We start from the raw sequence: 22,711 nt of genomic DNA, 5'->3' as shown, positions 1-22,711 counted from the left end.
CGCTGGGGAGGAGTTCATGCCCGTTCGCATCGGCATCGCCGGCCTGGCCGGCCGCATGGGGCGGCTGCTGGCCGAGGAGGCGCTGGCCGCCGGCGCCAGCCTCGCCGGCGGCACCCGGGCCCGTCCGGGCGAGGCGGGCGACCTGCCGGCGCCGCTGCTGCCCGACATCGCCGCGCTCTTCGCCGCGAGCGAGGTGGTGATCGACTTCACCCATGCCTCGGCCGCCGCCGGCCATGCCGCCGCCGCCGCGGCGGCGGGCAAGCCGCTGGTGCTCGGCACCTCCGGCCTGGATGCCGCGGCGGAGGCGGCGGTGGCCACGGCGGCGGGGCGCGTGCCGATCGTCTACGCCGCCAATTTCGCCCCGGGGGTCAACCTCGTCCTGGCCCTGGCCGAGCGCATGGCAGCGGCGCTGCCGGCGGCGCAGTACGATGCCGAGATCCTCGAGATGCACCACCGCCAGAAGGTGGATGCGCCCTCCGGCACCGCGGTCGCGCTCGGCCGGGCCGTCGCGCGCGGCCGGGGCACGACGCTGGAGGCGGCCGGAACGGAGAGCGGGCGGGACGGCCATACCGGCGCCCGCGGCACCGGCCGCATCGGCTTCGCGGCGCTGCGCGGCGGGCAGGTGGTGGGGGAGCACATGCTGCTCTTCGCCGGCGCCTCGGAGCACATCGCGCTCACCCATCGCAGCTTCGACCGGCGGGTCTACGCGACCGGCGCGGTGCGCGCCGCGCTCTGGCTGCAGGGCCGGCCGCCCGGCCTCTACGACATGAAGCACGTCCTCGGCATGGCATGACGCCGCCGCGCTGCAGCATCGTCCTGGGACCGACACTTCCGCGACATAAGCATACCTTTATGTCAGCGGCCTTGACCCTGCGCCCCGCTTGCTGCGAAACAGCGGGCGACCGGTTGGGTGCGTGCCTTGGTCGCTCGCCGCGCCCGAACCCGCCGGTGTGGCCAGGCCGGGACCCCATCGGTTTCCCCGCGCGACAAGAGGACGAATCACGCCATGCGCGATAAGGGCGAGTATCTCTTCACTTCCGAATCCGTGTCCGAAGGCCACCCCGACAAGGTCGCCGACCGCATCTCCGACACGGTGCTGGACGCCTTCCTCGCCGCCGATCCCTATGCGCGCGTGGCCTGCGAGACGCTGGTGACCACCAACCGCATCGTCCTCGCCGGCGAGACCCGCGGGCCGGAGAGCGTCAACGCCGCGCATCTGGAAGGGCTGGTGCGCGAGGCGGTGAAGGAGATCGGCTACGACCAGGCCGGCTTCTCCTGGCGCAACGCCGCCTTCGAGTGCCACCTGCACGCCCAGTCGGCCGACATCGCCGTCGGCGTCGATGCCGCCGGCAACAAGGACGAGGGCGCCGGCGACCAGGGCATCATGTTCGGCTACGCGACGAACGAGACGCCCGAGCTGATGCCCGCGCCGCTCACCTACGCCCACAATATCCTGCGCATCATGGCCGAGCTGCGCCATGCCGGCGACAAGCGCGCCCGCGGCCTGCTGCCGGACGCCAAGAGCCAGGTCACGCTGCGTTACGTGGACGGCAAGCCGGTCGGCGTCACCTGCGTCGTCATCTCGACGCAGCACGAGGAGGGGCTGGAGCAGGCCGAGATCAAGGAGCTGCTCCGCCCCATCGTGCGCCAGGTCCTGCCCGCGGGCTGGGAGGTGCCGGAGGCCGAGTTCTACGTGAACCCGACCGGCAATTTCGTCATCGGCGGCCCCGACGGCGATGCCGGCCTCACCGGCCGCAAGATCATCGTCGACACCTATGGCGGCGCCGCGCCGCATGGCGGCGGCGCCTTCAGCGGCAAGGACCCGACCAAGGTCGACCGCTCCGCCGCCTATGCCGCGCGCTACGTGGCGAAGAACGTGGTCGCGGCCGGCCTCGCCGATCGCTGCACCATCCAGGTCTCCTATGCCATCGGCGTCTCCAAGCCGCTCTCGGTCTATTTCGACCTGCACGGCACCGGCCGCGACATCGACGAGGCGAAGCTGGCGGCGGTGGTGCAGGATGCGGTGAACCTCTCGCCGCGCGGCATCCGCGAGATGCTGCGCCTGAACCGGCCGATCTACGTGCCGACCAGCGCCTATGGCCATTTCGGCCGCAAGCCCGACCTGGCGCAGGACAGCTTCACCTGGGAGCGGACCGACCTGCTCGCGCCGGAGCTGAAGCGCGCCTTCAACCGCTGAGGGTGCCGCGGGCGATGCACCCTTCCGCCGGCGCACGGGGCTCGCGTGGCGGCCGCGCGGCGGCGGGCGACCATCATCCCGCCGGCGCGCAGGGTTGGCGTGGCGGCTGCGCGGCGGCGGGCAACCACCATTCCGCCGGCGCGCAGGGTTGGCGTGGCGGCTGCGCGCCGGCGGGCAACAGATGACCACGGCCGACCGGCCGCCCCTCGCCGAGGGCATCCCCGACCGCCTCTATGGCCGCCGCCGCAGCCACCCGCTGCGGCCCCGCCAGCAGCGGCTGCTGGACGAGACCCTGCCGCGGCTCCGCCTCGCCCCCGCGGCGGCGGGGGAGCCGCGCGCCGCCTTCGCCATCCCGGTCGAGGCGCTGTGGCTCGAGGTCGGCTTCGGCGGCGGCGAGCATGCGCTGGCGCATGTCGGGGCCAATCCCGGCATCGGCTACATCGCCGCCGAGGTCTTCGAGAACGGGCTCTGCTCCCTGCTCTCGCGCCTCGTCGTCGAGGGCGAGGAGGCAAGCGGCCCGCTGCCGCCCAACCTGCGCCTCTGGCCGCAGGATGCGCGGCACCTGCTCGGCCTGCTGCCGGCGGCCTCGCTCGACCGGCTCTTCCTGCTCTTCCCCGATCCCTGGCCGAAGGCCCGGCACGCCAAGCGGCGCTTCGTCAATCCGGGCCTGCTGCCGCTGGTGGCGCGGGCGATCCGCCCGGGCGGCGAGTGGCGCATCGCCTCCGACGACCCGACCTACCAGGCCTGGACCGCCGAGGTGCTGGCGGCGCAGGACCTCTTCGAGGCGCCGCCCCCGGCCAGGACGCGGCCGGAGGGCTGGCCGCCGACCCGCTACGAGGCGAAGGCGCTGCGCGAGGGGCGGCAGCCGCTCTACTGGTCGCTCCGCCGCAGGGACGGGTAGGGGCGCCCCGCCGGGCCAGGGGAGGGGCCCCAGGGGCGGTACAAGGCGGCGACGGTTCCGGCCGGCATCCACCGGGCCTGCGGGTGGTGCCTCAGTTTGAAATTAGCGACGCGTCCTGGCCAGATTCAGGTCAAAATTCGCTGGTGGCTGGATGCCTTCCCAACTTCGGGCGATGTTCCGACAGGCGGCCTCAACGTTGCGTAACATTCTCCGATATCCGCTTGGCGCGCACACCCGTTCCTGACGATGGCTGTGAAAGATGATTGAGTGGTCCGGCGATGGCTTGGCGCCGTCGGGGCCAAGCGCACCGGCCACGTACTCGTGGACCAGCACCGCGGCGTGTCGCATGCCGTCAGATCGGCGCGCGACTGCCTCGTCGGACTTGAGGGCAATTCCTTTGGCCACATCCACCACGATTGCTCCGGCAAGGTCGGTCCCGCGTGGACGCCGCACCCGAATGTGGGCGGTCGGCTGCACGCTGACCGTGACGCCTTCAATCCGCAGCGGCGGGGCCGCTTGAGCAGGTTCGAAGTTCAAGCCGGCCATTTCCAGGGCATTCAGGCTCCCCTCGAAAGCTTGCAGTGCCCGTAGTTCGTACGTGAGATTTTCCCGCTGCTGCGGATTGGAGGCAGCCGCGATTTCGTGCTCCAAGGTGGCCCGGCACCGATGTAGGATTCCGCGGTCGCGCGTCGGGCTGGTGAGGAACCGTGTAACGGCCGGGCGGAGAAACCTATAGATGAGAGTGCGAGACAAGCGTTCGAACCTCATGTCTCGGAGCATCGTCTCACGAGGGCCGTCGTCTGCCGCCATGTATTCGCCCATTTCCAACACCGTGAAGCGTGGCCGACTATTGATCCGCCACCGGTAATCGGAACTCGCCATGCACCACCTCCTATTCGCTGCGCCCATCGGTGATGGGAGAGAACTACGTGTTTCCCCAATCTCGCTCGATGCCTTTGAGGCAAACAAAGCTCAGACATTGGGAGATGACACCGGATACTTCATTTACGAGTTCGACCCGGAAGCGGTGGATCGCGGGATCGAAGTGCTGGCGAAGGCCGCATCGTATGATGCGGCCATGCGGCTGATCGACGTGATTGCGCCCGCGCTGATCCGGTCCCACCATTAGGCCGCAATCTTCCTCTGGCGCGGCTTGTAGGGGCCACACTTCTTCGGCGGCACGTCCTCCGCCTCCTCCCCCGTCGCGATCCGCATCACTCGCACCGCGTTTCCGATTACGTGGGCCGGGCACTTCTCGCCTTTTGGCCCCTTAGGCATGGCTGGCAAAACCCTTCAGATTGCCCATGCCCTTGTAAATACGAAGGATTTCCTCAGGCCCCATGATCCGGTCTCCGACCTTAACCCAAGGCACCTTGTCATGCGCCTTCTCCACCGCGAGGTGATGGGTCTCCACGGCATGGGTTATGGCTTCGTGTAACACCCAGAATGCCTCCGGGTTAGGGTGAGGAGGCGGCTGTAGCTTCGAAGGGTCGAAGCTTCGGATGTCTGGCCGCTGGCAGTCTGGAAGCCAAACGAGAATGGCCGATGCCAGCAAGGGCAAATTATCGCTCATCCGATCTCCTCTCGGCTCGATTCCGAGCATACAGGAGTGCGGGGCGGCACCGCGATGATCAAGCCGCTACGGACGCGGGCGGACCCACATCTCAAACTGAGACACTACCGGCCTGCGCCAGGGGTTGCCTTCGGCGGGGCGGGCGTGGTCATCCTCACCCGCATCGCCCGCGGCGCCGCGCATCGGGGCCGCGGCCATGCCCCGTTGGCCATGCCCCGTCGGCCACGCCCTATCGGCCAGGCTCTCGCGCTCGGGCCCCGCCGCGCCGGGCAGCGCCCTCACGAAAGGCAACCGCATGCTCGTCTGCGCGCCGACCGATCCCAACCCCAGCCCGGCCCCCGCCGTGCCCTGCGCCTGCCAGAGCCCCGCCTTCGCCCGGCTGAACGGCTTGATGACGGCGCGGCTCGGCCGGCGGTCGCTGCTCGCCGGCGGCGCCGGCCTCGCCGCCGCGGCGGCCCTGCCGCGCGGCGCGGCGGCCGCCCTGCCGGCGCCGCCGAAGGGCCCGATCCTCTTCCGCAACCTCCGGGTCTTCGATGGCGAGGGCAAGGCGCTGCGCGACGGGCTCGCCGTCCTCGTCGAGGGCAACCGCATCAAGGCGGTCGATGCCGCGCGCAACCCGCCCGGCGAGGGAATGCAGGTGATCGAGGGCGGCGGCCGCACCCTGATGCCCGGCCTGATCGACGCGCATTGGCACGCCATGATGGCCTCGCTCGACATCCGCACGCTGATGACGGCCGATATCGGCTTCATCACCCTCGCCGCCGCCGACCAGGCGCAGCGGACGCTGATGCGCGGCTTCACCAGCGTGCGCGACATGGCCGGGCCCAGCTTCGCCCTGAAGCGGGCGATCGATGCCGGGCTGGTGGCGGGGCCGCGCATCTGGCCCTCGGGCGCGATGATCTCGCAGACCTCCGGGCATGGCGATTGCCGCCCGCTCACCGATCTGCCGGCGCCCTGGAACCCGCCGCTCAGCCATGGCGAGGCGCTCGGGGCCGGCATGGTCGCCGATGGCGTGCCGCAGGTGCTGAAGCGGGTGCGCGAGCAGCTCATGCTCGGCGCCAGCCAGGTCAAGCTCGCCGCCGGCGGCGGCGTCTCCTCGGACCACGATCCGCTCGACGTGACGCAGTACACCGAGGCGGAGATGCATGCGGCGGTGGAGGCGGCGGCGGATTGGGGCACCTATGTCGCGGTGCATGCCTATACGCCGCGGGCGATCCGGATGGCGGTGAAGGCCGGGGTGCGCTGCATCGAGCATGGCCAGCTCATCGACGAGGCGACGATGCGGCTGCTGGTCGACCAGGGCATCTGGTTCAGCTCGCAGCCCTTCCTCGACGACGAGGATGCGACGCCCTTCCCCGAGGGCTCGCCGAGCCGCGCCAAGCAGCGCGAGATGACGGCCGGGACGGACGCCGCCTATGCGCTGGCGGTGCAGCACCGGCCGCTGACCGCCTGGGGCACGGACACGCTGTTCAGCGCCCGGCTGGCCGAGCGGCAGGGGGCGCAGCTCGCCAAGATGAAGCGCTGGTACGGCGCGGCCGAGATCCTGGCCATGGCGACCGGGCAGAACGGCGCGCTGCTGGCGATGTCCGGCCCGCGCACGCCCTATGCCGGGAAGGTCGGCGTCATCGCGCCGGGGGCGCTGGCCGACCTGCTGGTGCTGGAGGGGGACCCGATCGCCGAGCTCGACCGCATCGCCGATCCGGAGCGGACCCTGGCGCTGATCATGAAGGACGGGCGGATCTACCGGAACCGGCTGGGCTGATAGCGGACGCACGACGTTCTGGCCTGCGGCCCGCAGGGCCGAGCGCCCGAACGGGCGCCGCGCCCAGTGGCGCGTCGCCAAGGTTTGCGGAGCGAACCGCCCGGCGACGGAGGGGCCGTTGATGGGCCATCCATCAACGGCCGTTGGTATCTAAAGCGCCAGCAGGGCGCTCACCGCCTGCTCCAGCTCGAAATCCGGCAGCCCGCCGCCGCCGAGGGCGCGCTGCATCAGGTAGAGCAGCAGGGCGAGGCCGAGCAGCAGCGTCCCGCCGGCGCCGTGGAACACGAATTCCCGGAGCAGCCGGCGCGGCGGGCGCCGCGCCGCGGGCCGGGCGAGGCGGTGGAAGGCGGCGAGGTCGTAGGTCCTGGGCGCCTGGGCAGGCGCCTCCTGGAAGAAGCCATGGGCGGGAGGCAAGGTCGGCATGCCGCCATTCCACCACGCGGCGGAAAAACCGGGGTTAAACTCGGCGGCAGGCGGCCTCACCTCCCGCGGCGCTGCCGCTTGCTCGCAAATGCTTGCCCTCCGCGGAGGGCGGGCCTATATCCTCACGGATCAATCACCATCCGGGCTCTTCGGGGGGTGGCCTGAAAGGGCCGCCTTTTTTGCATTGGCCACTGACATCGAACGTCCGCAGCATGAGGGCCTGGAGGCGCGCATCGCCGATGCCGTCGCCCCGACCATCGAACACATGGGCTATGAGCTCGTCCGCGTGCAGGTCTCCGGCAAGGAGCGCCCGGTCGTGCAAATCATGGCCGACCGCGCCGACGAGGCGCCCTTCCGCGTCGAGGATTGCGAGGCGATCAGCCATGCCGTCGGCGCCGTGCTGGATGTCGAGGACCCGATCCGCGGCGAGTGGACGCTCGAGGTCTCCTCGGCCGGCATCGACCGGCCGCTGACCCGCACCAAGGACTGGAACCGCTTCGCCGGCCATCTGGCGCAGGTCGAGCTGCAGGTGCCGCAGGAGGGCCGCAAGCGCCTCCGGGGCATCGCCCTCGGCGCCGATGCCGAGACCGCCCGGCTGCGGCTCGAGGATGGCAGCGAGGCGAGCATCGCCCGCAGCAACATCCGCCGCGCCAAGCTGGTGCTGACCGACGATCTCATCGCCGCCACCGCGGCGCCCGCCAGCCAGGACCCGGAGGACGCGGATGCGCCGCCGGGCCCCGACGGCAAACCACACTGAAGGGAACTGACCATGGCCGTGGATGTCGCGATCGCGCGCCCTGAGCTGCTGCAGGTCGCCGATGCCGTCGCGCGCGAGAAGATGATCGAGCGCGACGAGGTGCTGGAGGCGATGGAGCAGGCCATCCAGAAGGCCGGCCGCGCCAAGTACGGCCATGAGAAGGACATCCGCGCCGTCATCGACCGCCGCAGCGGCGAGGTCCGCCTCTCCCGCTGGACCGAGGTGGTCGAGGAGGAGCCGGTGGAGAACGAGGCGACGCAGATCCCGCTGCGCATCGCCCGCAAGTTCAAGCCCGAGATCAATGCCGGCGAGTTCATCGTCGACCCGCTGCCGCCGATCGATTTCGGCCGCATCGCGGCGCAGACCGCCAAGCAGGTGATCGTGCAGCGGGTGCGCGAGGTCGAGCGCAAGAAGCAGTTCGACGAGTACAAGGACCGCGTCGGCGAGATCGTCAACGGCATCGTCAAGCGCACCGAGTACGGCAACCTGATGGTCGATCTCGGCCGCGCGGAAGCCCTCCTCCGGCGGGACGAGACCATCCCGCGCGAGGCCTTCCGCAACGGCGACCGGGTGCGCGCCTATATCTACGACGTGCGCGAGGAGCCGCGCGGGCCGCAGATCTTCCTCTCCCGCACCCATCCGGGCTTCCTGGCCAAGCTCTTCGCCCAGGAGGTGCCGGAGATCTACGACGGCATCATCGAGATCAAGGCGGTGGCGCGCGACCCCGGCAGCCGCGCCAAGATGGCGGTGATCAGCCGCGATTCCAGCATCGACCCGGTCGGCGCCTGCGTCGGCATGCGCGGCAGCCGCGTGCAGGCGGTGGTGCAGGAGCTGCAGGGCGAGAAGATCGACATCATCCCCTGGTCGCCCGACAACGCCACCTTCGTGGTGAACGCCCTCGCCCCGGCCGAGGTGACGAAAGTGGTGCTGGACGACGAGGCGCGGCGGGTTGAAGTGGTGGTGCCCGACGACCAATTGTCGCTGGCGATCGGCCGGCGCGGCCAGAATGTGCGCCTCGCCTCCCAGCTCACCCGCTGGGACATCGACATCCTGACCGAGGCCGAGGAGAGCGAGCGCCGGCAGGAGGAGTTCCGCAAGCGCACCGGCCTGTTCGTCGAGGCGCTCGACGTGGACGACGTGATCGCCGGCCTGCTGGTCACCGAGGGCTTCACCTCGATCGAGGACATCGTCGCCGTCGAGGACGAGGAGCTGGCCGGCATCGAGGGCTTCGACGAGAGCGTCGCGGCCGAGTTGAAGCGCCGCGCCGAGGCCTTCCTCGAGCGGCGCGACCAGGAATATGACGAGCAGCGCCGCGGCCTCGGCGTCGAGGACGCGGTGGCCGAGGCGGGCGGCTTCACGCCGCAGCAGCTCGTGGCGCTCGGCGAGAAGGGGGTGAAGCTGCTCGACGACCTCGCCGACCTCGCCTCCGACGAGCTGATCGAGATCCTCGGCCCGGATTCGATGGACGAGGAGACGGCGAACGCCATCATCATGGCGGCGCGGCAGCACTGGTTCGAGGGCGAGGAGGGCGCCGAGGCGGAGGCCGAGGTGGAGACCGAGGCCGAGGCTGGCGCGGCGGAGGCCGAGCCCGAGGTCGAGGCAGGGACGGAGACGCGCGCGGCGGATGAGCACGAAGCCTGAGCCGCCGCCCGGGGCGCCGGACGAGGCCGCCGCGGCGGCGGAGGCCGAGCGCGGGCCGCTGCGTCGCTGCATCGTGACCCGCGAGAGCGGGCCGAAGGAGGCGATGATCCGCTTCGTGCTGGGGCCGGACCAGATGCTGGTGCCGGACCTGGCCGGGAAGCTGCCGGGCCGGGGAATGTGGTTGTCGGCAAGGGCCGATGTGTTAGAACGCGCGGTGAAGCGCGGCGCCTTTGCCAAGGCGGCCCGTGCGACCGTGCAACTGCCCCCCGACCTTGCTGCGCGGATCATGGAAGGCCTCCAGGGCCGCATCCGCGATCTCATCGGCCTCGCGCGTCGGAGCGGCCAGGCGGTCTGCGGGCGGGACACCGTGCGGGAATGGTTGCGGGCCGGCCGTGCCGGCCTGTTGGTGGAGGCATCCGACGGCAGCCCTTCCGAGAGGGCGCGCCTGGTCGGTGGGCGCGAGGTGCCGGTGGTCGCCCCGCTCCCGGCAGAGAGGCTCGGCGGCGTCTTCGGGCGCGACCATGCCGTGCATGTGGCGATTGCGCCCGGGCGCCTGGCCGCGGCGATCGCCGTGGAGGCGGGGCGGCTGGCCGGGCTGGCCGGGCTTGCCGGCACGGCGGCGCCGGCCCCGTCCCGGCCGGGCCCGTCCCGCGCCGCGGGGCGAGACGACAGGAGAGATGGCCCGATGGGCCGATGAGCGGGTAACGGTTGGGCGCGCCATCTCGCGCCCGGTGGATTCACCGGACATGCCCGGGGCTGGCGCCATGCAGGCCCGTCCCCCGGCATGTCCCTTGGCACGAGTGGCATGACGGCAGACGGATCGGGTTCGGACCAGAGAATGAGCGACCAGAACGACCAGGACGCGGGCAAGAGCAGGCTGAGCCTTCGGCCAGCTGGCGGCCGCCTGGAGCTGGGCAAGACGGTGGATGCGGGCAGCGTCCGCCAGAGCTTCAGCCACGGGCGCAGCAAGACCGTGCAGGTCGAGGTGGTGAAGAAGCGGACCATGGCGCCGGCGCCGCGGCAGGCGGCCGGCCCGGCCGCCCCGGTCCCGGCCGGCGGCGGGCCGCGCCCGGCCAACCCGGCGCGGCCGGGCGGCGCCCAGGCGCGCGGCCCCGCGCCCGCCGGCAACCGGCCGCTGACCGCCGCCGAGCAGGCGGTGCGCCAGCGCGTGCTGGAGGAGCAGCGCCGGCTCGAGGCGCAGCGCCAGCGCGAGGAGCGGGAGCGCCAGGCGCTCATGGTCCGCTCCGCCGCCGAGGAGGCGCGGCGCCGCGAGGAGGAGGAGAAGCGCCAGGCCGAGGAGGCGGCGCGCCAGGCCGAGGAGGACGAGGCGCGCGCCCGGGCCGAGGCCGAGGAGGCCGCGCGCCGTGCCGCCGAGGAGGCGGCGCAGCCGCCGGCCGCCGCCCCCGCCGCCCCTGGGCCGGCCGCGGCGCCCGTCGCCGCCACGCCCGCCCCGACCCCGGGCCCGGCCCAGGCGCCGGCCCGCCCGGTGCGGCCGGTGGCGCCGCCCCTGCGCACGCCCGGCCGTCCCGGCCCGGTGCCGGTCGGCCCCGCCGCGCAGCGGCCGCGCCCCGGCGCCCCGGCGCAGCCCGCCGCGGCCGCCCCGGCCGCCGCGCCCGGCGCCGCGGCCAACAAGCTCTCGCTCCGGCCGCGCACCGAGGAGGAGGACGACCGCAGCCGTCCCGCCGCGAGGCGTCCCGGCCTGCCGGCCGCGGCGCCGAAGAAGCCCGCCCTCGCCCCGGCGAAGAAGGGCCTGCCCGGCGCCGACCGGCGCGGCGGCCGCATCGACGTGCAGGCGGCGATCGAGGGCGAGGACGAGCGCAGCCGCTCCATCGCCTCGCTGCGCCGCGCCCGTGAGCGCGAGCGGCGGCAGCAGGAGCTGGCCCGCCTCCGCTCGGGCGCCGAGCGGGTGGTGCGCGACGTCATCGTCCCCGAGGCGATCACGGTGCAGGAGCTCGCCAACCGCATGGCCGCCCGCGGCGGCGAGGTGGTGAAGGCGCTGTTCCGCATGGGCGTGATGGCGACGCTGACCCAGACCATCGACGCCGACACCGCCGAGCTGGTGGTGCAGGAGTTCGGCCACCGCGTCCGCCGCGTCTCGGAATCCGATGTCGAGCTCGGCCTCGAGGGCGCGGTCGATGTGGAGACCGACCTGCAGTCGCGGCCGCCGGTGGTCACCATCATGGGCCATGTCGACCACGGCAAGACCTCGCTGCTGGACGCGCTGCGCCAGGCCGATGTCGCGGGGCACGAGGCCGGCGGCATCACCCAGCACATCGGCGCCTACCAGGTGACGGTGCCGGATGGCGGCAAGGTGACCTTCATCGACACGCCGGGCCACGCCGCCTTCACGGCGATGCGGGCCCGCGGCGCGAGCGTGACCGACATGGTCGTGCTGGTGGTGGCGGCGGATGACGGCGTGATGCCGCAGACCATCGAGGCCATCAACCACGCCCGCGCGGCCAATGTCCCGCTGATCGTCGCGGTCAACAAGATCGACAAGCCGGGCGTCAACCCGGACCGCGTGCGGCAGGAGCTGCTGCAGCACGAGGTGGTGGTCGAGAGCCTGGGCGGCGAGACGCAGGAGATCGAGGTCTCCGCGACCAAGAAGATCAACCTCGACAAGCTGCTCGAGGCGATCGCGCTGCAGGCCGAGATCCTCGACCTGCGGGCCAATCCGGACCGCGCTGCCGAGGGCACCGTGATCGAGAGCAAGCTCGATCGCGGCCGTGGCCCGGTGGCGACGGTGCTGGTGCAGAAGGGCACGCTGCGCCAGGGCGACATCGTGGTGGCCGGCGCCGAATGGGGCCGGGTGCGGGCGATGCTCGACGACCGCGGCCGCCAGCTCAAGGAGGCGCCGCCCTCGCTCCCGGTCGAGATCCTCGGCCTCTCCGGCGTGCCGGGGGCGGGCGAGAATTTCGTCGCCGTCGAGGACGAGACCCGGGCGCGCGAGATCTCCGAGTACCGGCAGCGCCGGGCGCGCGAGAAGAGCTCGGCGGCCGCCGTCGCCGGCCGCGGCACGCTCACCGACATGCTGGCCCGCATCCAGGCGGGCGAGCAGAAGGAGGTGGCCGTGGTGGTGAAGGCCGATGTCCAGGGCTCCGCCGAGGCGATCGGCGTGACGCTGGGCAAGATTGGCAACGAGGAGGTGCGCGTGCGCGTGCTGCACTCGGCGGTCGGCCAGATCACCGAGAGCGATATCCAGCTCGCCAAGGCCTCCAACGCCGTGGTCGTCGCCTTCAACGTCCGCGCCACCTCCCAGGCGCGGGAGCTGGCGCAGCGCGAGGGCGTCGACATCCGCTACTACTCGATCATCTACGAGGTGGCGGACGACATCGAGAAGATGTTCAAGAGCCGGCTGGCCCCGGTGCAGCGCGAGAACTTCCTCGGCTACGCCACCATCCTGCAGGTCTTCGAGGTCAAGCGCGTCGGCAACGTGGCGGGCTGCCGCGTGACCGAGGGCGTGGTGCGGCGTGGCGCCGGCGTGCGCCTGCTGCGCGACGGCGTCGTCATCCACCAGGGCGAGCTCAGCACGCTCCGGCGGTTCAAGGACGATGTCCGCGAGGTCACCAACGGCTACGAATGCGGCATGTCCTTCGCCAACTACAACGACATCCGCGTCGGCGACCAGATCGAGTGCTACGAGACGGAGACGGTGGCCGCGGCGTAACCCGCGCCACCCTCCGGCGACACCACCGGGGCGCGGCGCCAGTCAGGCGCCGCGCCCTTTGCTTTCCGACAAGAAGGGTTCCAACCCCATGACCAAGCGGCACGCCAGCCATGGCGAAGGCCCGTCCCAGCGCCAGCTCCGCGTCGCGGAGGAGGTGCGCCACGCCCTCGCCGCGCTGTTCGAGCGGCGCGACTTCCGCGATCCGGACCTCGCCAACATCCATGTCACCGTCACCGAGGTCCGCGCCTCGCCCGACCTCAAGCACATGACCGCCTTCGTCAGCGGCCTCGGCAAGGACCTGCCCGAGGCGCAGTTCCGCGCCCTGAAGCGCGCTGCGCCCTTCCTGCGCGGCCAGGTGGCGAAATCGGTGCGGCTGAAATACGCGCCCGACCTGCATTTCCAGCCCGACACCGCGCTCGACTACGCGATGCAGATCGACCGCGCCCTGCGCCAGCCCGAGGTCGCGCGCGATCTCGGCCCGCGCGCGGAGGGCGACCCCGACCCGCAGGCCGGGCGCGGCCCCGGAGAAGTGCCCTAGACTATTGTTTTCGGAGCATCTTCTCCCGATCAGGTGGAGACACTCGGACGGGTGGAGATGCTTCGAAAACGGAAGGCTGGAGCATTGGCCGTGAACGCAGGTGAACGGACACTGCTCCAACGCCCCGGCCCATCCGCGCCCGCCCCGCCACCCCGCCACCCGGCGCGGGCGGTCGTGGCGCGCCCCGCAGCCCGCATCCCAGAAGACCGCCCCGCATGTCCCGCTTCCAGCGCCGCAAGCCGAAGGGCCAGCCGATCGATGGCTGGCTGATCGTCGACAAGCCCACCGGCATGGGCTCCACCGATGTCGTCAACCGCCTCAAGCGGCTGTTCCAGGCGCAGAAATGCGGCCATGGCGGCACACTCGACCCGCTGGCGACCGGCGTTCTGCCGATCGCCTTCGGCGCCGCCACCAAGACCGTCCCCTATGTCATGGACGGCACCAAGACCTACCGCTTCACGCTCCGCTTCGGCGAGGCGCGCGACACCGACGACGCCGATGGCCAGGTGATCGAGACCAGCGCGGCGCGGCCGGAGGATGCCGCGATCGAGGCGGCGCTGCCCGCCTTCCGCGGCGACATCATGCAGGTCCCGCCGATCTATTCCGCCATCAAGGTGGCGGGCGAGCGGGCCTACGACCTGGCGCGGGAGGGCCAGGCGGTGGACCTGCCGCCGCGGCCGGCGCGCGTCGACCGCTTCGAGCTGGAGAGCCGGCCGGATGCCGACACCGCCATCTTCCTCGTCCAGAGCGGGAAGGGGGTCTATATGCGCTCCCTGGCGCGCGACCTGGCGCGGGCCTGCGGCACGGTCGGGCATATCGCCGCGCTCCGCCGCATGCGGGTCGGCCCCTTCCACGAGGCGACGGCGATCCCCCTGGACAAGCTCGGCCAGCCGGGCGATACCCCGCCCCCTTCTCCGGACCTCCTGCTGCCCGTGACGACCGCGCTGGCCGACATCCCGGCGCTGGCCCTCACGCAGGCGGAGGCCATGCGGCTGCTGCAAGGCCAGGCCATCGGCCTGGTCGAGCTGATGGGCCGCATTCCGGGCGAGGCCAATCCCGATGGGGGGCTGGTCCGCGCCATGGCGGGGGGACGGTTCGTGGGGCTCTGCCGCCTGGAGTCCGGCCTCGTGGTGCCGGAACGCCTGGTGGCGCAGGAGAGCCTCGCGGCCGGCGGTTGAGGCATGCCGAAGGCCCCGCAGGGCCCGGCCAACAGGAGAACAACCCGATGTCGGCAGTTTCGGCCGAGCGCCGCAAGGCGCTGATCGAGCAGTACCAGACCAAGCCCGGCGACACCGGCTCGCCGGAGGTGCAGGTGGCCCTGCTCTCCGAGCGCATCTCGGGCCTGACCGAGCACCTCAAGACCCATGCCAAGGACTTCCACAGCCGGCGCGGCCTGCTGGTGCTGGTCGGCCAGCGGCGCGGGCTGCTGGACTACCTGAAGCGCAAGGACCAGGGCCGCTACGAGCGGCTGATCGCCAGCCTCGGCCTGCGGCGCTAGGGATTTCCCCACGGCGGCGCGCAGCGACGTCGTGGGGGCCCCATGGTCCGCCGGCCCGGATGCGCCACGGCCCGCCGCGGCGACGCCGCGGCAGGGCGAGGGGCGGCTCGGGCGGTCAGGGCCTGACCACACCCGAACGTGATCCTTGCGCCGGGCAGGGGTGATCCGCCCGGGCTTCGGCCTGGGCCAAAAAACCGTGGCAATCCCGGCAGGGATTGTCCATATGACGCCGGCGATCCTGGGACAGGCCCATCCGGCCGAGGCATCCGGGATCACCGCCGCGAGCGCGGCGGGCTGACAGGACAAGCCGCGACCCCCTGCCCGGGACGGTGCGGCGTTTCCGGCCACATGGATCCCCGGCGACGGGGGCGGGCGTCCCGGATCGGGGCGGTTCGCATTCCATGCAGCCCGAAGCGCCGGGCCCGATCCCCCGGGATACCCGGAGGGTCCCCTGGGGGCCGGCCTTGCAGAGGCCCCGGGGAGCGGGCTCCGCGAGGGGCTTCCGGCCGAGGACTGCCATCCCACCGCGTCGCACCCTCCGGACCGCCGGCCGCATGCGCGGCCGGCCATCCGGGTTTGCAGCCATGCCGCGCCGCCGCCCATGCGGGGAGGGGGCCGGCCGGACCGGAGGCGGGGCAAGGGTCCCCGGCCGCTGGTCCCGCGAAGGAACGACGCATGTTCGAGACCTATTTCCGCAAGGACATTGCCTGGGGCGGCCAGCTCCTCACCCTCGAGACGGGCAAGGTCGCCCGCCAGGCCGACGGCGCCGTGATGGCCCGCCTCGGCGACACCATCGTGCTCTGCACCGCGGTCGGCGCCCGCTCGGTGAAGCCGGGCCAGGACTTCTTCCCGCTCACCGTGAACTACCAGGAGAAGGCCTTCGCCGCGGGCAAGATCCCGGGCGGCTTCTTCAAGCGCGAGGGCCGGCCCTCCGAGGCCGAGACGCTGATCTCCCGCCTGATCGACCGGCCGATCCGCCCGCTCTTCCCCGAGGGCTTCCGCAACGAGGTGCAGGTCGTCGCCACCGTGCTGTCGCACGACCTGGAGAACGACCCCGACATCGTGGCGCTGGTCGGCTGCTCGGCGGCGCTGACCCTCTCGGGCATCCCCTTCTTCGGCCCGATCGCCGCCGCCCGCGTCGGCTATGTCGATGGCCAGTACGTGCTGAACCCGACCATCGCGCAGCGCCAGCAGAGCGCGCTCGAGCTCGTCGTCGCCGGCACGACCGAGGGCGTGCTGATGGTCGAGTCCGAGGCGCAGGAGCTCTCCGAGGAGGTCATGCTCGGCGCCGTGGAGTTCGGCCACAAGGGCTTCCAGCCGGTGATCGAGGGCATCATCGAGCTCGCCGAGCGCGCCGCCAAGGAGCCCTGGGCGCTGCCCGAGCCCTCCGCCGCCGAGCTCGCGCTGAAGGCCCGCATCGCCGAGCTGGGCACCGCCCGGATGGCCGAGGCCTATCGGGAGACCCAGAAGCTGCTGCGCCAGGGCAAGGTGTCCGAGGTGAAGAAGGCGGTGCTCGCCGAGCTCGAGGCGGAGGGCGCCGATGTCGTCGCCGCCAAGGGGCTGCTGAAGGAGCTCGAGGCCGACGTCGTCCGCAACGCCATCCTCGACACGGGGCTGCGCATCGACGGCCGCGACACGCGGACGGTGCGCCCGATCGTCGCCGAGGTCGGCGTGCTGCCGCGCGCCCATGGCTCGGCGCTGTTCACCCGCGGCGAGACCCAGGCGCTCTGCGTGGCGACGCTCGGCACCGGCCAGGACGAGCAGATCATCGACGCGCTGCCGGGCGAGTACCGGGAGCACTTCATGCTCCACTACAACTTCCCGCCCTACAGCGTGAACGAGACCGGCCGCATGGGCAGCCCGGGCCGGCGCGAGGTGGGCCATGGCAAGCTGGCCTGGCGCGCGGTGCATCCGGTGCTGCCGGAGAAGGAGAAGTTCCCCTACACGCTGCGCGTGGTCTCCGAGATCACCGAGAGCAACGGCTCCTCCTCCATGGCCACCGTCTGCGGCACCTCGCTGGCGCTGATGGATGCCGGCGTGCCGCTGAAGCGCCCGGTGGCCGGCATCGCCATGGGGCTGATCAAGGAGGATCGCGGCTTCGCGGTGCTCTCCGACATCCTCGGCGACGAGGACCATCTCGGTGACATGGACTTCAAGGTGGCCGGCACGGAGCAGGGCGTGACCTCGCTCCAGATGGACATCAAGATCACCTCCATCACCTTCGAGATCATGCGCCAGGCCCTCGGCCAGGCGCGCGACGGCCGCATCCACATCCTCGGCGAGATGGCCAAGGGCCTGACCGGCGCCCGCGGCGACGTCGCGGTGAATGCGCCGCGCATCACCGTGATCAGCGTGCCGAAGGAGAAGATCCGCGACGTCATCGGCTCCGGCGGCAAGGTGATCCGCGAGATCACCGAGAGCACCGGCACCAAGGTCGACATCGAGGATGACGGCACCATCAAGGTGGCGGCGACCTCGCCGGAAGCGGCGCAGAAGGCGATCGACTGGATCCGCGGCATCGTGGCCGAGCCGGAGATCGGCGCGATCTACACCGGCAAGGTGGTGAAGACCGCCGATTTCGGCGCCTTCGTGAACTTCCTCGGCGCCCGCGACGGGCTCGTGCACATCAGCGAGCTGACCAACGAGCGGGTGAACCGCACCACCGACGTGGTCAATGTCGGCGATGCGGTGAAGGTGAAGGTGCTGGGCTTCGACGACCGCGGCAAGGTGAAGCTCTCCATGCGCGTGGTCGACCAGGCGACGGGGGCCGACATCACCGAGCAGGTCGGCGCCCGGCGGCCGCGCAACGAGGGCGAGGGCGGCGACGACCGGCCGCGCCGCGACCGCAACGACCGCGGCGGCGACCGGCCGCGCCGCGACCGGCACGAGGCGGCGGAATAAGGCAGTCGATGCGGCGGGCCGGGGGGCTGCAACCTGCCCCGGCCCACCCAATCTCAGGCGGCGTCCAGGTATCGAGGACAATGGCGTGAAGGCGATCAACGCGATCCGCATGGGTGGGGTCGAGGTGCTCCCCCTGGTCGAGGGCGGCAAGGGCGTCGCCGTCTCCAACGGCGCGACCTGCGGCGGCTGGGCCTCGGGCGGCGGCGTCGGCACCTTCTCGGCCGTCAACGCCGACAGCTACACCCCCGAGGGCGAGGTCATCCGGCAGGTCTATCACGGCAAGACCCGCCGCGACCGGCACGAGGAGCTGGTGGCCTACGGCATCGCCGGCGGCATCGCCCAGGCGCGCGAGGCGCATGAGCGCTCCGGCGGCCAGGGGCGCATCCACGCCAACATCCTCTGGGAGATGGGCGGCGCCGAGCGGGTGATCCGCGGCGTGCTGGACGGCGCCAAGGGGCTGATCCACGGCATCACCTGCGGCGCCGGCATGCCCTACCGGCTGTCGGAGATCGCCCGCGAATACGCGGTGCACTACTACCCGATCGTCTCCTCCGCCCGCGCCTTCGGGGCGCTGTGGAAGCGCAGCTACCACAAGGCGCGCGATTGGCTGGGCGGCGTGGTCTACGAGGACCCCTGGCTGGCCGGCGGCCATAACGGCCTCTCCAACTCCGAGGACCCGACCCGGCCGGAGGACCCCTATCCGCGCGTCCTCAAGCTGCGCCAGCAGATGCGCGAGCTCGGCCTCGGCGACGTCCCGATCATCATGGCGGGCGGCGTCTGGTGGCTCGAGGAGTGGGAGGACTGGATCGACAACCCCGAGCTCGGGCCGGTCGCCTTCCAGTTCGGCACCCGCCCGCTGCTGACGCGGGAGAGCCCGATCCCCGAGGCCTGGAAGCAGCGGCTGCTGACGCTGAAGCCGGGCGACGTGCTGCTGCAGCGCTTCTCGCCGACCGGCTTCTACTCCTCGGCGGTGCGCAACGACTTCATCCGGGAGCTGGAGGCGCGCAACGAGCGGCAGGTGGCCTATACCGCCGAGCCGATCGGCGACCACACCGCCGAGTTCGGCGTCGGCCCGCGCAAGCGCAAGGTCTGGCTGACCCCGCACGACCTGGAGCGGGTGCGCGGCTTCGAGGCCGAAGGCTATGGCGAGGCGATGCGCACGCCGGACAACACGCTGATCTTCGTCACGCCGGCGAAGCAGGCGGAGATCGTCAAGGACCAGGTGGACTGCATGGGCTGCCTGTCCGCCTGCAGGTTCTCCAACTGGTCGCAGCACGGGCCGGACTACGACACCGGCAAGAAGGCGGACCCGCGCAGCTTCTGCATCCAGAAGACGCTGCAGGACATCGCGCATGACGGCACGACCGAGCACAACCTGATGTTCGCCGGCCACAACGCCTATCGCTTCGCGGCCGACCCCTTCTACTCGAACGGCTTCATCCCGACGGCGAAGCAGCTGGTCGAGCGCATCCTGACGGGGCGCTGACCCGTTCCCCGCGATGCCGCCGCGCGGCACCGCGGGGACGCTGGATTCGCGCCGGGCCTGCAGCCCGCCGCGGCAGGGCAACGGGCCGCGGCGGTCAGTCCGTCGCGCCCCGCGCCCGGAGCGGCGCGCCGGTCCAGCCCTCGTAGAGCTTCGCCACCGTCGTCATGTCGGCCTGCGCGCCCTGCGCCGCCTCGGTCATCGCCCAGATCTCCCGCGCCAGGCCGGTGAGCGGCGCCGGCACGCCGAGGGCGGCGCATTCCGCCATGGCCAGCGCCATGTCCTTGTGGGCGATGCGGTTGGTCGAGCCGACATCGAAGCGCCCGGTCAGCACCGCCCGCGGATATTTGGAGTCGGTCGAGCTGTTGCGCCCGGTGCCGGCATTGATCACCTCGCACATCAGCGCCGGGTCGAGCCCCGCCTTGGCGCCGAGCGAGAGCGCCTCGGCGGTCAGCACCATGCCGGCGAGGGAGAGCAGGTTGTTGGCCAGCTTCATCGCCTGGCCGAGCCCGGGCGTCTCGCCCACCGTGAAGACGCGCCTGCCCACCACCTCGAGCACCGGCCGGGCGGCGGCGACCGCCTCCGGCGCCCCGGCGGCCATCACCGCGAGGGCCCCGGTCTCGGCGCCGATCGCGCCGCCGCTGATCGGGCTGTCGACCAGCGCGACGCCGCGCGCCGCCAGCCCGGCGGCGATGCGGCGGATCGCCTCGCCGCCGATGGTCGACATCTCGACATAGGTGCGAAGCGCATGGCCGGGGGCGGAGGCGACGCCGTCCTCGCCGAGCGCGACCGCCTCCGAGATCGCCGTGCCGGGCAGGCAGGCGAGGACCAGCGGGCAGCGGGCGCCGAGCTCCCGCGCGCCGCCCGCGACCGGCTCGGCGCCGGCGGCGGCGGCGCGCGCCATCGCCTCCGGCCGCACGTCATGCACCAGGATGCGGCAGCCATGGTCGCCCCCGCCCTCCCGCGCCCAGGCGGCGAGCCGCGCCACGATCGGCCCGCCCATGGAGCCGAGGCCGAGGAAGCCGATGCTGTCGGTCATGGATGCGTCCCTCCCTGGATCACCACCGGGCCGACTGTGCCGCGCCGGGTCGCGGCGGGACAGGCCCGCGGCGGCTCACCAGCGATAGGCGAGGCTGCCGATCACCGTGCGGCCGGTGCCGTAGTAGCAATAGAAGCCGCCCTGGCAGGAGGCGACGTAGCTCTTGTCGAAGAGGTTCGAGGCGTTCACCGTCGCCCGCCAGCCGCCGATCACGTAGCTGATCGAGGCATCGGCGAGCCAAACCGAGGGAGAGCGGTAGAGATTGGCGTTGTCGCCGTAGAGCGCGCTCATGAAGCGCGTGCCGGCGCCGAAGCCGAGTCCCTGGAAGCGCCCCTCCTGGATGCGGTAGTCGAGCCAGAGATTGGCCATGTGCTCCGGCACCAGCGCCGGGCGGTTGCCGACCGTCGCGTCATTGGCCTTGGCGATCTTGCCGTCGAGCCAGGTGTAGCTGCCGATGAGGTTGAGGCCGGAGCCGAGGCTCGCCAGCGCCTCGAGCTCGAGGCCATGCACGGCGATCTCGCCGGTCTGCACCTGGAAGGTGGTGTAGACCGGGTCGCGGGTCGCGACATTGGTCTGGGTCAGGTCGAAATAGGCGGCCGAGATCATGCTGTTGCTGCCCGGCGGCTGGTATTTGAAGCCGATCTCCCACTGCTCGCCCTCGGTCGGGCGGAAGCTCGTGCTGCCGCGCTGCGGCGCCGCCGCGCCCACCACCGGGTCGAAGGAGGTGGAGTAGGAGGCGTAGGGCGCGAGGCCGAGGTCGAAGAGGTACATCAGCGCGACCCGGCCGGTGAAGGCATTGTCGTTGCTGCTGTTGCGGGAGGCCACGACGTTGCTCGTCTGGGTGCTCTGCGCCCAGTCCTGCCGGCCGCCGATGGTGAGCAGCCAGTTGCGGAAGCGGAGCTGGTCCTGCGCGTAGAGGCCGAGTTGCAGTAGCCGGTCGTCGCGGTTGGTCCGCGAGGTGAAGGCGCCGCGCGGATCGGCGACGAAGGCGCCGTAATCCGGGTTGTAGAGGTTGAGCGAGGGCGCCCGGCCGAAATAGGACTGGTAGTTGCCCCAGTACTGCCGGTAGTCCATGCCGGCGAGGATGGTGTGCGAGACCGGCCCGGTCGCCAGGCGCGCCGTGCCGGTGGTGTCGATGTTCACCGTGTCCGAGCCTTCCCGCTGCAGCAGCGCGCCGCGCGAGAGCGTCGCCTGGTCGGCCGTGAGCGCGGTGCCGTACATGGTCTGGTAGTCGACGCGGTTGTTCAGCCAGCGGCCGTTCTGGCGGAGGCTGAAGGTGTCGTTGAACTCGTGCCGGAAGTCCCAGCCGAGGCCGTAGACCGAGACGTCGGAATCGCGGAATCCGGGCTCGCCGGCGTAGCGGCTGCGCGGGATCGTGCCGTTGCGGCTGGGTTGCAGCGTGCCGACCGCCGGCAGGCCGATCGGCGAGGGCGCCTGGTCGTACTGGAAGTGGCCGAGCAGGGTGAGGGAGGTGTCGCCGGTCGGCCGCCAGGTGACGGCGGGGGCGAGGAAGTAGCGGTTGTCGTCGACATAGTCGATCTGCGTGCCGCTGCCCCGCACCAGGCCGGTCATGCGGTAGAGCACGCTGCCATCCTGGCTGGCCGGGCCGCCGAGGTCGAAGGCGCCCTGGACGCGGCCATGGCTGCCGGCGGAGAAGACGACCTCGCCGAAGGGTGTGTCGGTCGGGCGCTTGCTGACCATGTTGATCAGCCCGCCCGGCACGGTCTGGCCGTAGAGCACCGAGGCCGGGCCGCGCACCACCTCGATCCGCTCGAGGCCGTAGGGCTCGATCGAGGTCGGGCCGAACTGGCGCAGCAGGCGCAGCCCGTCGAGATACTGGCTCGCCCGCGCGTCGAAGCCGCGGATGCGGGCGCCGTCGAAGCGCGGATCGAAGCCCGAGCTGCCGATGGTCACGCCCGGCACGTAGCGCAGCGCCTCCTCGACGCTGCGCACCGCCTGGGTGTCCAGCCGGTCGCGGGTGATGGCGGTGATCGATTGCGGCGTCTCGAGCAGCGGCGTGTCGGTCTTGGTGGCGCTGGCGGTGACGGGGGCGACATAGCCCCGCACCGGCGAGGTGCCGGTCGGGCGGCTCTCCTGCACGTCGATCTGTGGCAGGGCGATGGGGCCGCCCTCCGTGGCGGCGGCCGGCTGGCCGCGGGCCGGCGACAGGGCGAGCAGCAGGCCGGCGGCGAGTAGGAGCGCGCCGCCAGGGCGGACGGGGAGAGAGAAGGTCATGCGGTGGCTTTGCTACTGAATGTTGGCCCAGGCGTGCTGGCGAATTTTGGCCCACCTGCCGTCCCTCAACCTACGGTCTCCCGGGTGACCCGGGGG

19 protein-coding genes are annotated in these 22,711 nt (G+C 72.0%); 14 read left to right on the top strand and 5 right to left on the bottom strand.

Features of this window, described 5'->3' with window-relative positions; all coding sequences use genetic code 11:
• Positions 1–16 precede the first annotated feature (16 nt).
• From dapB to trmB, 3 genes are all read left to right on the top strand, one after another.
• A complete protein-coding gene (gene dapB / locus DOO78_RS17610; protein ID WP_111471182.1) occupies positions 17–793 on the top strand; it encodes a 4-hydroxy-tetrahydrodipicolinate reductase in 777 nt (258 codons plus the stop codon).
• Positions 794–1,006: 213 nt separating this feature from the next.
• On the top strand, positions 1,007–2,197 hold the full coding sequence (metK, locus tag DOO78_RS17605; RefSeq protein WP_111471181.1) for a methionine adenosyltransferase: 1,191 nt from the start codon (positions 1,007–1,009) through the stop codon (positions 2,195–2,197).
• A gap of 181 nt (positions 2,198–2,378) precedes the next feature.
• Positions 2,379–3,098 (top strand): tRNA (guanine(46)-N(7))-methyltransferase TrmB, encoded by a 720-nt coding sequence (trmB, locus tag DOO78_RS17600; protein WP_111471180.1) that lies wholly within the window; start codon positions 2,379–2,381, stop codon positions 3,096–3,098.
• Between the two features lie 102 nt (positions 3,099–3,200).
• Here the strand turns inward: trmB and DOO78_RS27110 are convergent, their stop codons facing one another.
• A complete protein-coding gene (locus tag DOO78_RS27110) occupies positions 3,201–3,980 on the bottom strand; it encodes a hypothetical protein (protein WP_128080079.1) in 780 nt (259 codons plus the stop codon).
• Here DOO78_RS27110 and DOO78_RS17595 point away from each other — a divergent pair.
• Entirely contained in the window at positions 3,979–4,227 is a 249-nt protein-coding gene (locus DOO78_RS17595) for a hypothetical protein (RefSeq protein WP_111471179.1), read from the top strand. The genes DOO78_RS27110 and DOO78_RS17595 overlap by 2 nt on opposite strands.
• A gap of 141 nt (positions 4,228–4,368) precedes the next feature.
• On the opposite strand, the gene DOO78_RS27105 is transcribed toward DOO78_RS17595, so the two are convergent.
• Positions 4,369–4,671 (bottom strand): hypothetical protein, encoded by a 303-nt coding sequence (locus tag DOO78_RS27105; protein WP_128080078.1) that lies wholly within the window; start codon positions 4,669–4,671, stop codon positions 4,369–4,371.
• Between the two features lie 295 nt (positions 4,672–4,966).
• Between DOO78_RS27105 and DOO78_RS17580 the strand changes: the two genes are divergently transcribed.
• Positions 4,967–6,433 carry a metal-dependent hydrolase family protein gene (locus tag DOO78_RS17580; protein WP_111471177.1) on the top strand — a complete coding sequence of 489 codons (1,467 nt, stop codon included), beginning with the start codon at positions 4,967–4,969 and terminating at the stop codon, positions 6,431–6,433.
• A gap of 150 nt (positions 6,434–6,583) precedes the next feature.
• Here the strand turns inward: DOO78_RS17580 and DOO78_RS27595 are convergent, their stop codons facing one another.
• Positions 6,584–6,856 (bottom strand): hypothetical protein, encoded by a 273-nt coding sequence (locus DOO78_RS27595; protein ID WP_165838955.1) that lies wholly within the window; start codon positions 6,854–6,856, stop codon positions 6,584–6,586.
• 184 nt (positions 6,857–7,040) lie between these two features.
• On the opposite strand from DOO78_RS27595, the gene rimP reads away from it, so the two are divergent.
• The 9 genes from rimP (at position 7,041) to DOO78_RS17535 (ending at position 19,344) form a co-directional block, all read left to right on the top strand.
• Positions 7,041–7,613, top strand: a complete 573-nt coding sequence (gene rimP, locus DOO78_RS17575) for a ribosome maturation factor RimP (RefSeq protein WP_243634585.1) — start codon at positions 7,041–7,043, stop codon at positions 7,611–7,613.
• A gap of 12 nt (positions 7,614–7,625) precedes the next feature.
• Entirely contained in the window at positions 7,626–9,254 is a 1,629-nt protein-coding gene (nusA, locus tag DOO78_RS17570) for a transcription termination factor NusA (RefSeq protein WP_111471175.1), read from the top strand.
• Positions 9,238–9,951 carry an RNA-binding protein gene (locus tag DOO78_RS17565; protein ID WP_111471174.1) on the top strand — a complete coding sequence of 238 codons (714 nt, stop codon included), beginning with the start codon at positions 9,238–9,240 and terminating at the stop codon, positions 9,949–9,951. The genes nusA and DOO78_RS17565 overlap by 17 nt, the downstream gene beginning before the upstream one ends.
• A 141-nt stretch (positions 9,952–10,092) precedes the next feature.
• Positions 10,093–12,921: a translation initiation factor IF-2 gene (gene infB, locus DOO78_RS17560; RefSeq protein WP_111471173.1), complete on the top strand. Its 2,829-nt coding sequence runs from the start codon at positions 10,093–10,095 to the stop codon at positions 12,919–12,921.
• Between the two features lie 88 nt (positions 12,922–13,009).
• A complete protein-coding gene (gene rbfA / locus DOO78_RS17555; RefSeq protein ID WP_111471172.1) occupies positions 13,010–13,459 on the top strand; it encodes a 30S ribosome-binding factor RbfA in 450 nt (149 codons plus the stop codon).
• A gap of 215 nt (positions 13,460–13,674) precedes the next feature.
• Complete coding sequence (truB, locus tag DOO78_RS17550; RefSeq protein WP_111471171.1) at positions 13,675–14,637, top strand: tRNA pseudouridine(55) synthase TruB; 963 nt, start codon at positions 13,675–13,677, stop codon at positions 14,635–14,637.
• A 47-nt stretch (positions 14,638–14,684) separates the two neighbouring features.
• A complete protein-coding gene (gene rpsO, locus DOO78_RS17545) occupies positions 14,685–14,957 on the top strand; it encodes a 30S ribosomal protein S15 (RefSeq protein WP_111471170.1) in 273 nt (90 codons plus the stop codon).
• Between the two features lie 675 nt (positions 14,958–15,632).
• Positions 15,633–17,858 carry a polyribonucleotide nucleotidyltransferase gene (gene pnp, locus DOO78_RS17540; protein WP_111471169.1) on the top strand — a complete coding sequence of 742 codons (2,226 nt, stop codon included), beginning with the start codon at positions 15,633–15,635 and terminating at the stop codon, positions 17,856–17,858.
• 85 nt (positions 17,859–17,943) lie between these two features.
• Positions 17,944–19,344: an NAD(P)H-dependent flavin oxidoreductase gene (locus tag DOO78_RS17535; protein WP_111471168.1), complete on the top strand. Its 1,401-nt coding sequence runs from the start codon at positions 17,944–17,946 to the stop codon at positions 19,342–19,344.
• A 94-nt stretch (positions 19,345–19,438) separates the two neighbouring features.
• On the opposite strand, the gene DOO78_RS17530 is transcribed toward DOO78_RS17535, so the two are convergent.
• Both DOO78_RS17530 and DOO78_RS17525 read right to left on the bottom strand, forming a co-directional pair.
• Positions 19,439–20,380, bottom strand: a complete 942-nt coding sequence (locus DOO78_RS17530; RefSeq protein ID WP_111471167.1) for an NAD(P)-dependent oxidoreductase — start codon at positions 20,378–20,380, stop codon at positions 19,439–19,441.
• 75 nt (positions 20,381–20,455) lie between these two features.
• Positions 20,456–22,615 carry a TonB-dependent siderophore receptor gene (locus DOO78_RS17525; RefSeq protein WP_111471166.1) on the bottom strand — a complete coding sequence of 720 codons (2,160 nt, stop codon included), beginning with the start codon at positions 22,613–22,615 and terminating at the stop codon, positions 20,456–20,458.
• Between the last annotated feature and the right edge of the window lie 96 nt (positions 22,616–22,711).

The organism is Roseicella frigidaeris (assembly GCF_003258945.1).
GTDB lineage: Bacteria > Pseudomonadota > Alphaproteobacteria > Acetobacterales > Acetobacteraceae > Paracraurococcus > Paracraurococcus frigidaeris.
Note: the sequence above shows the minus strand (reverse complement) of the source record. Positions and strands in the feature narration are given on the sequence as shown.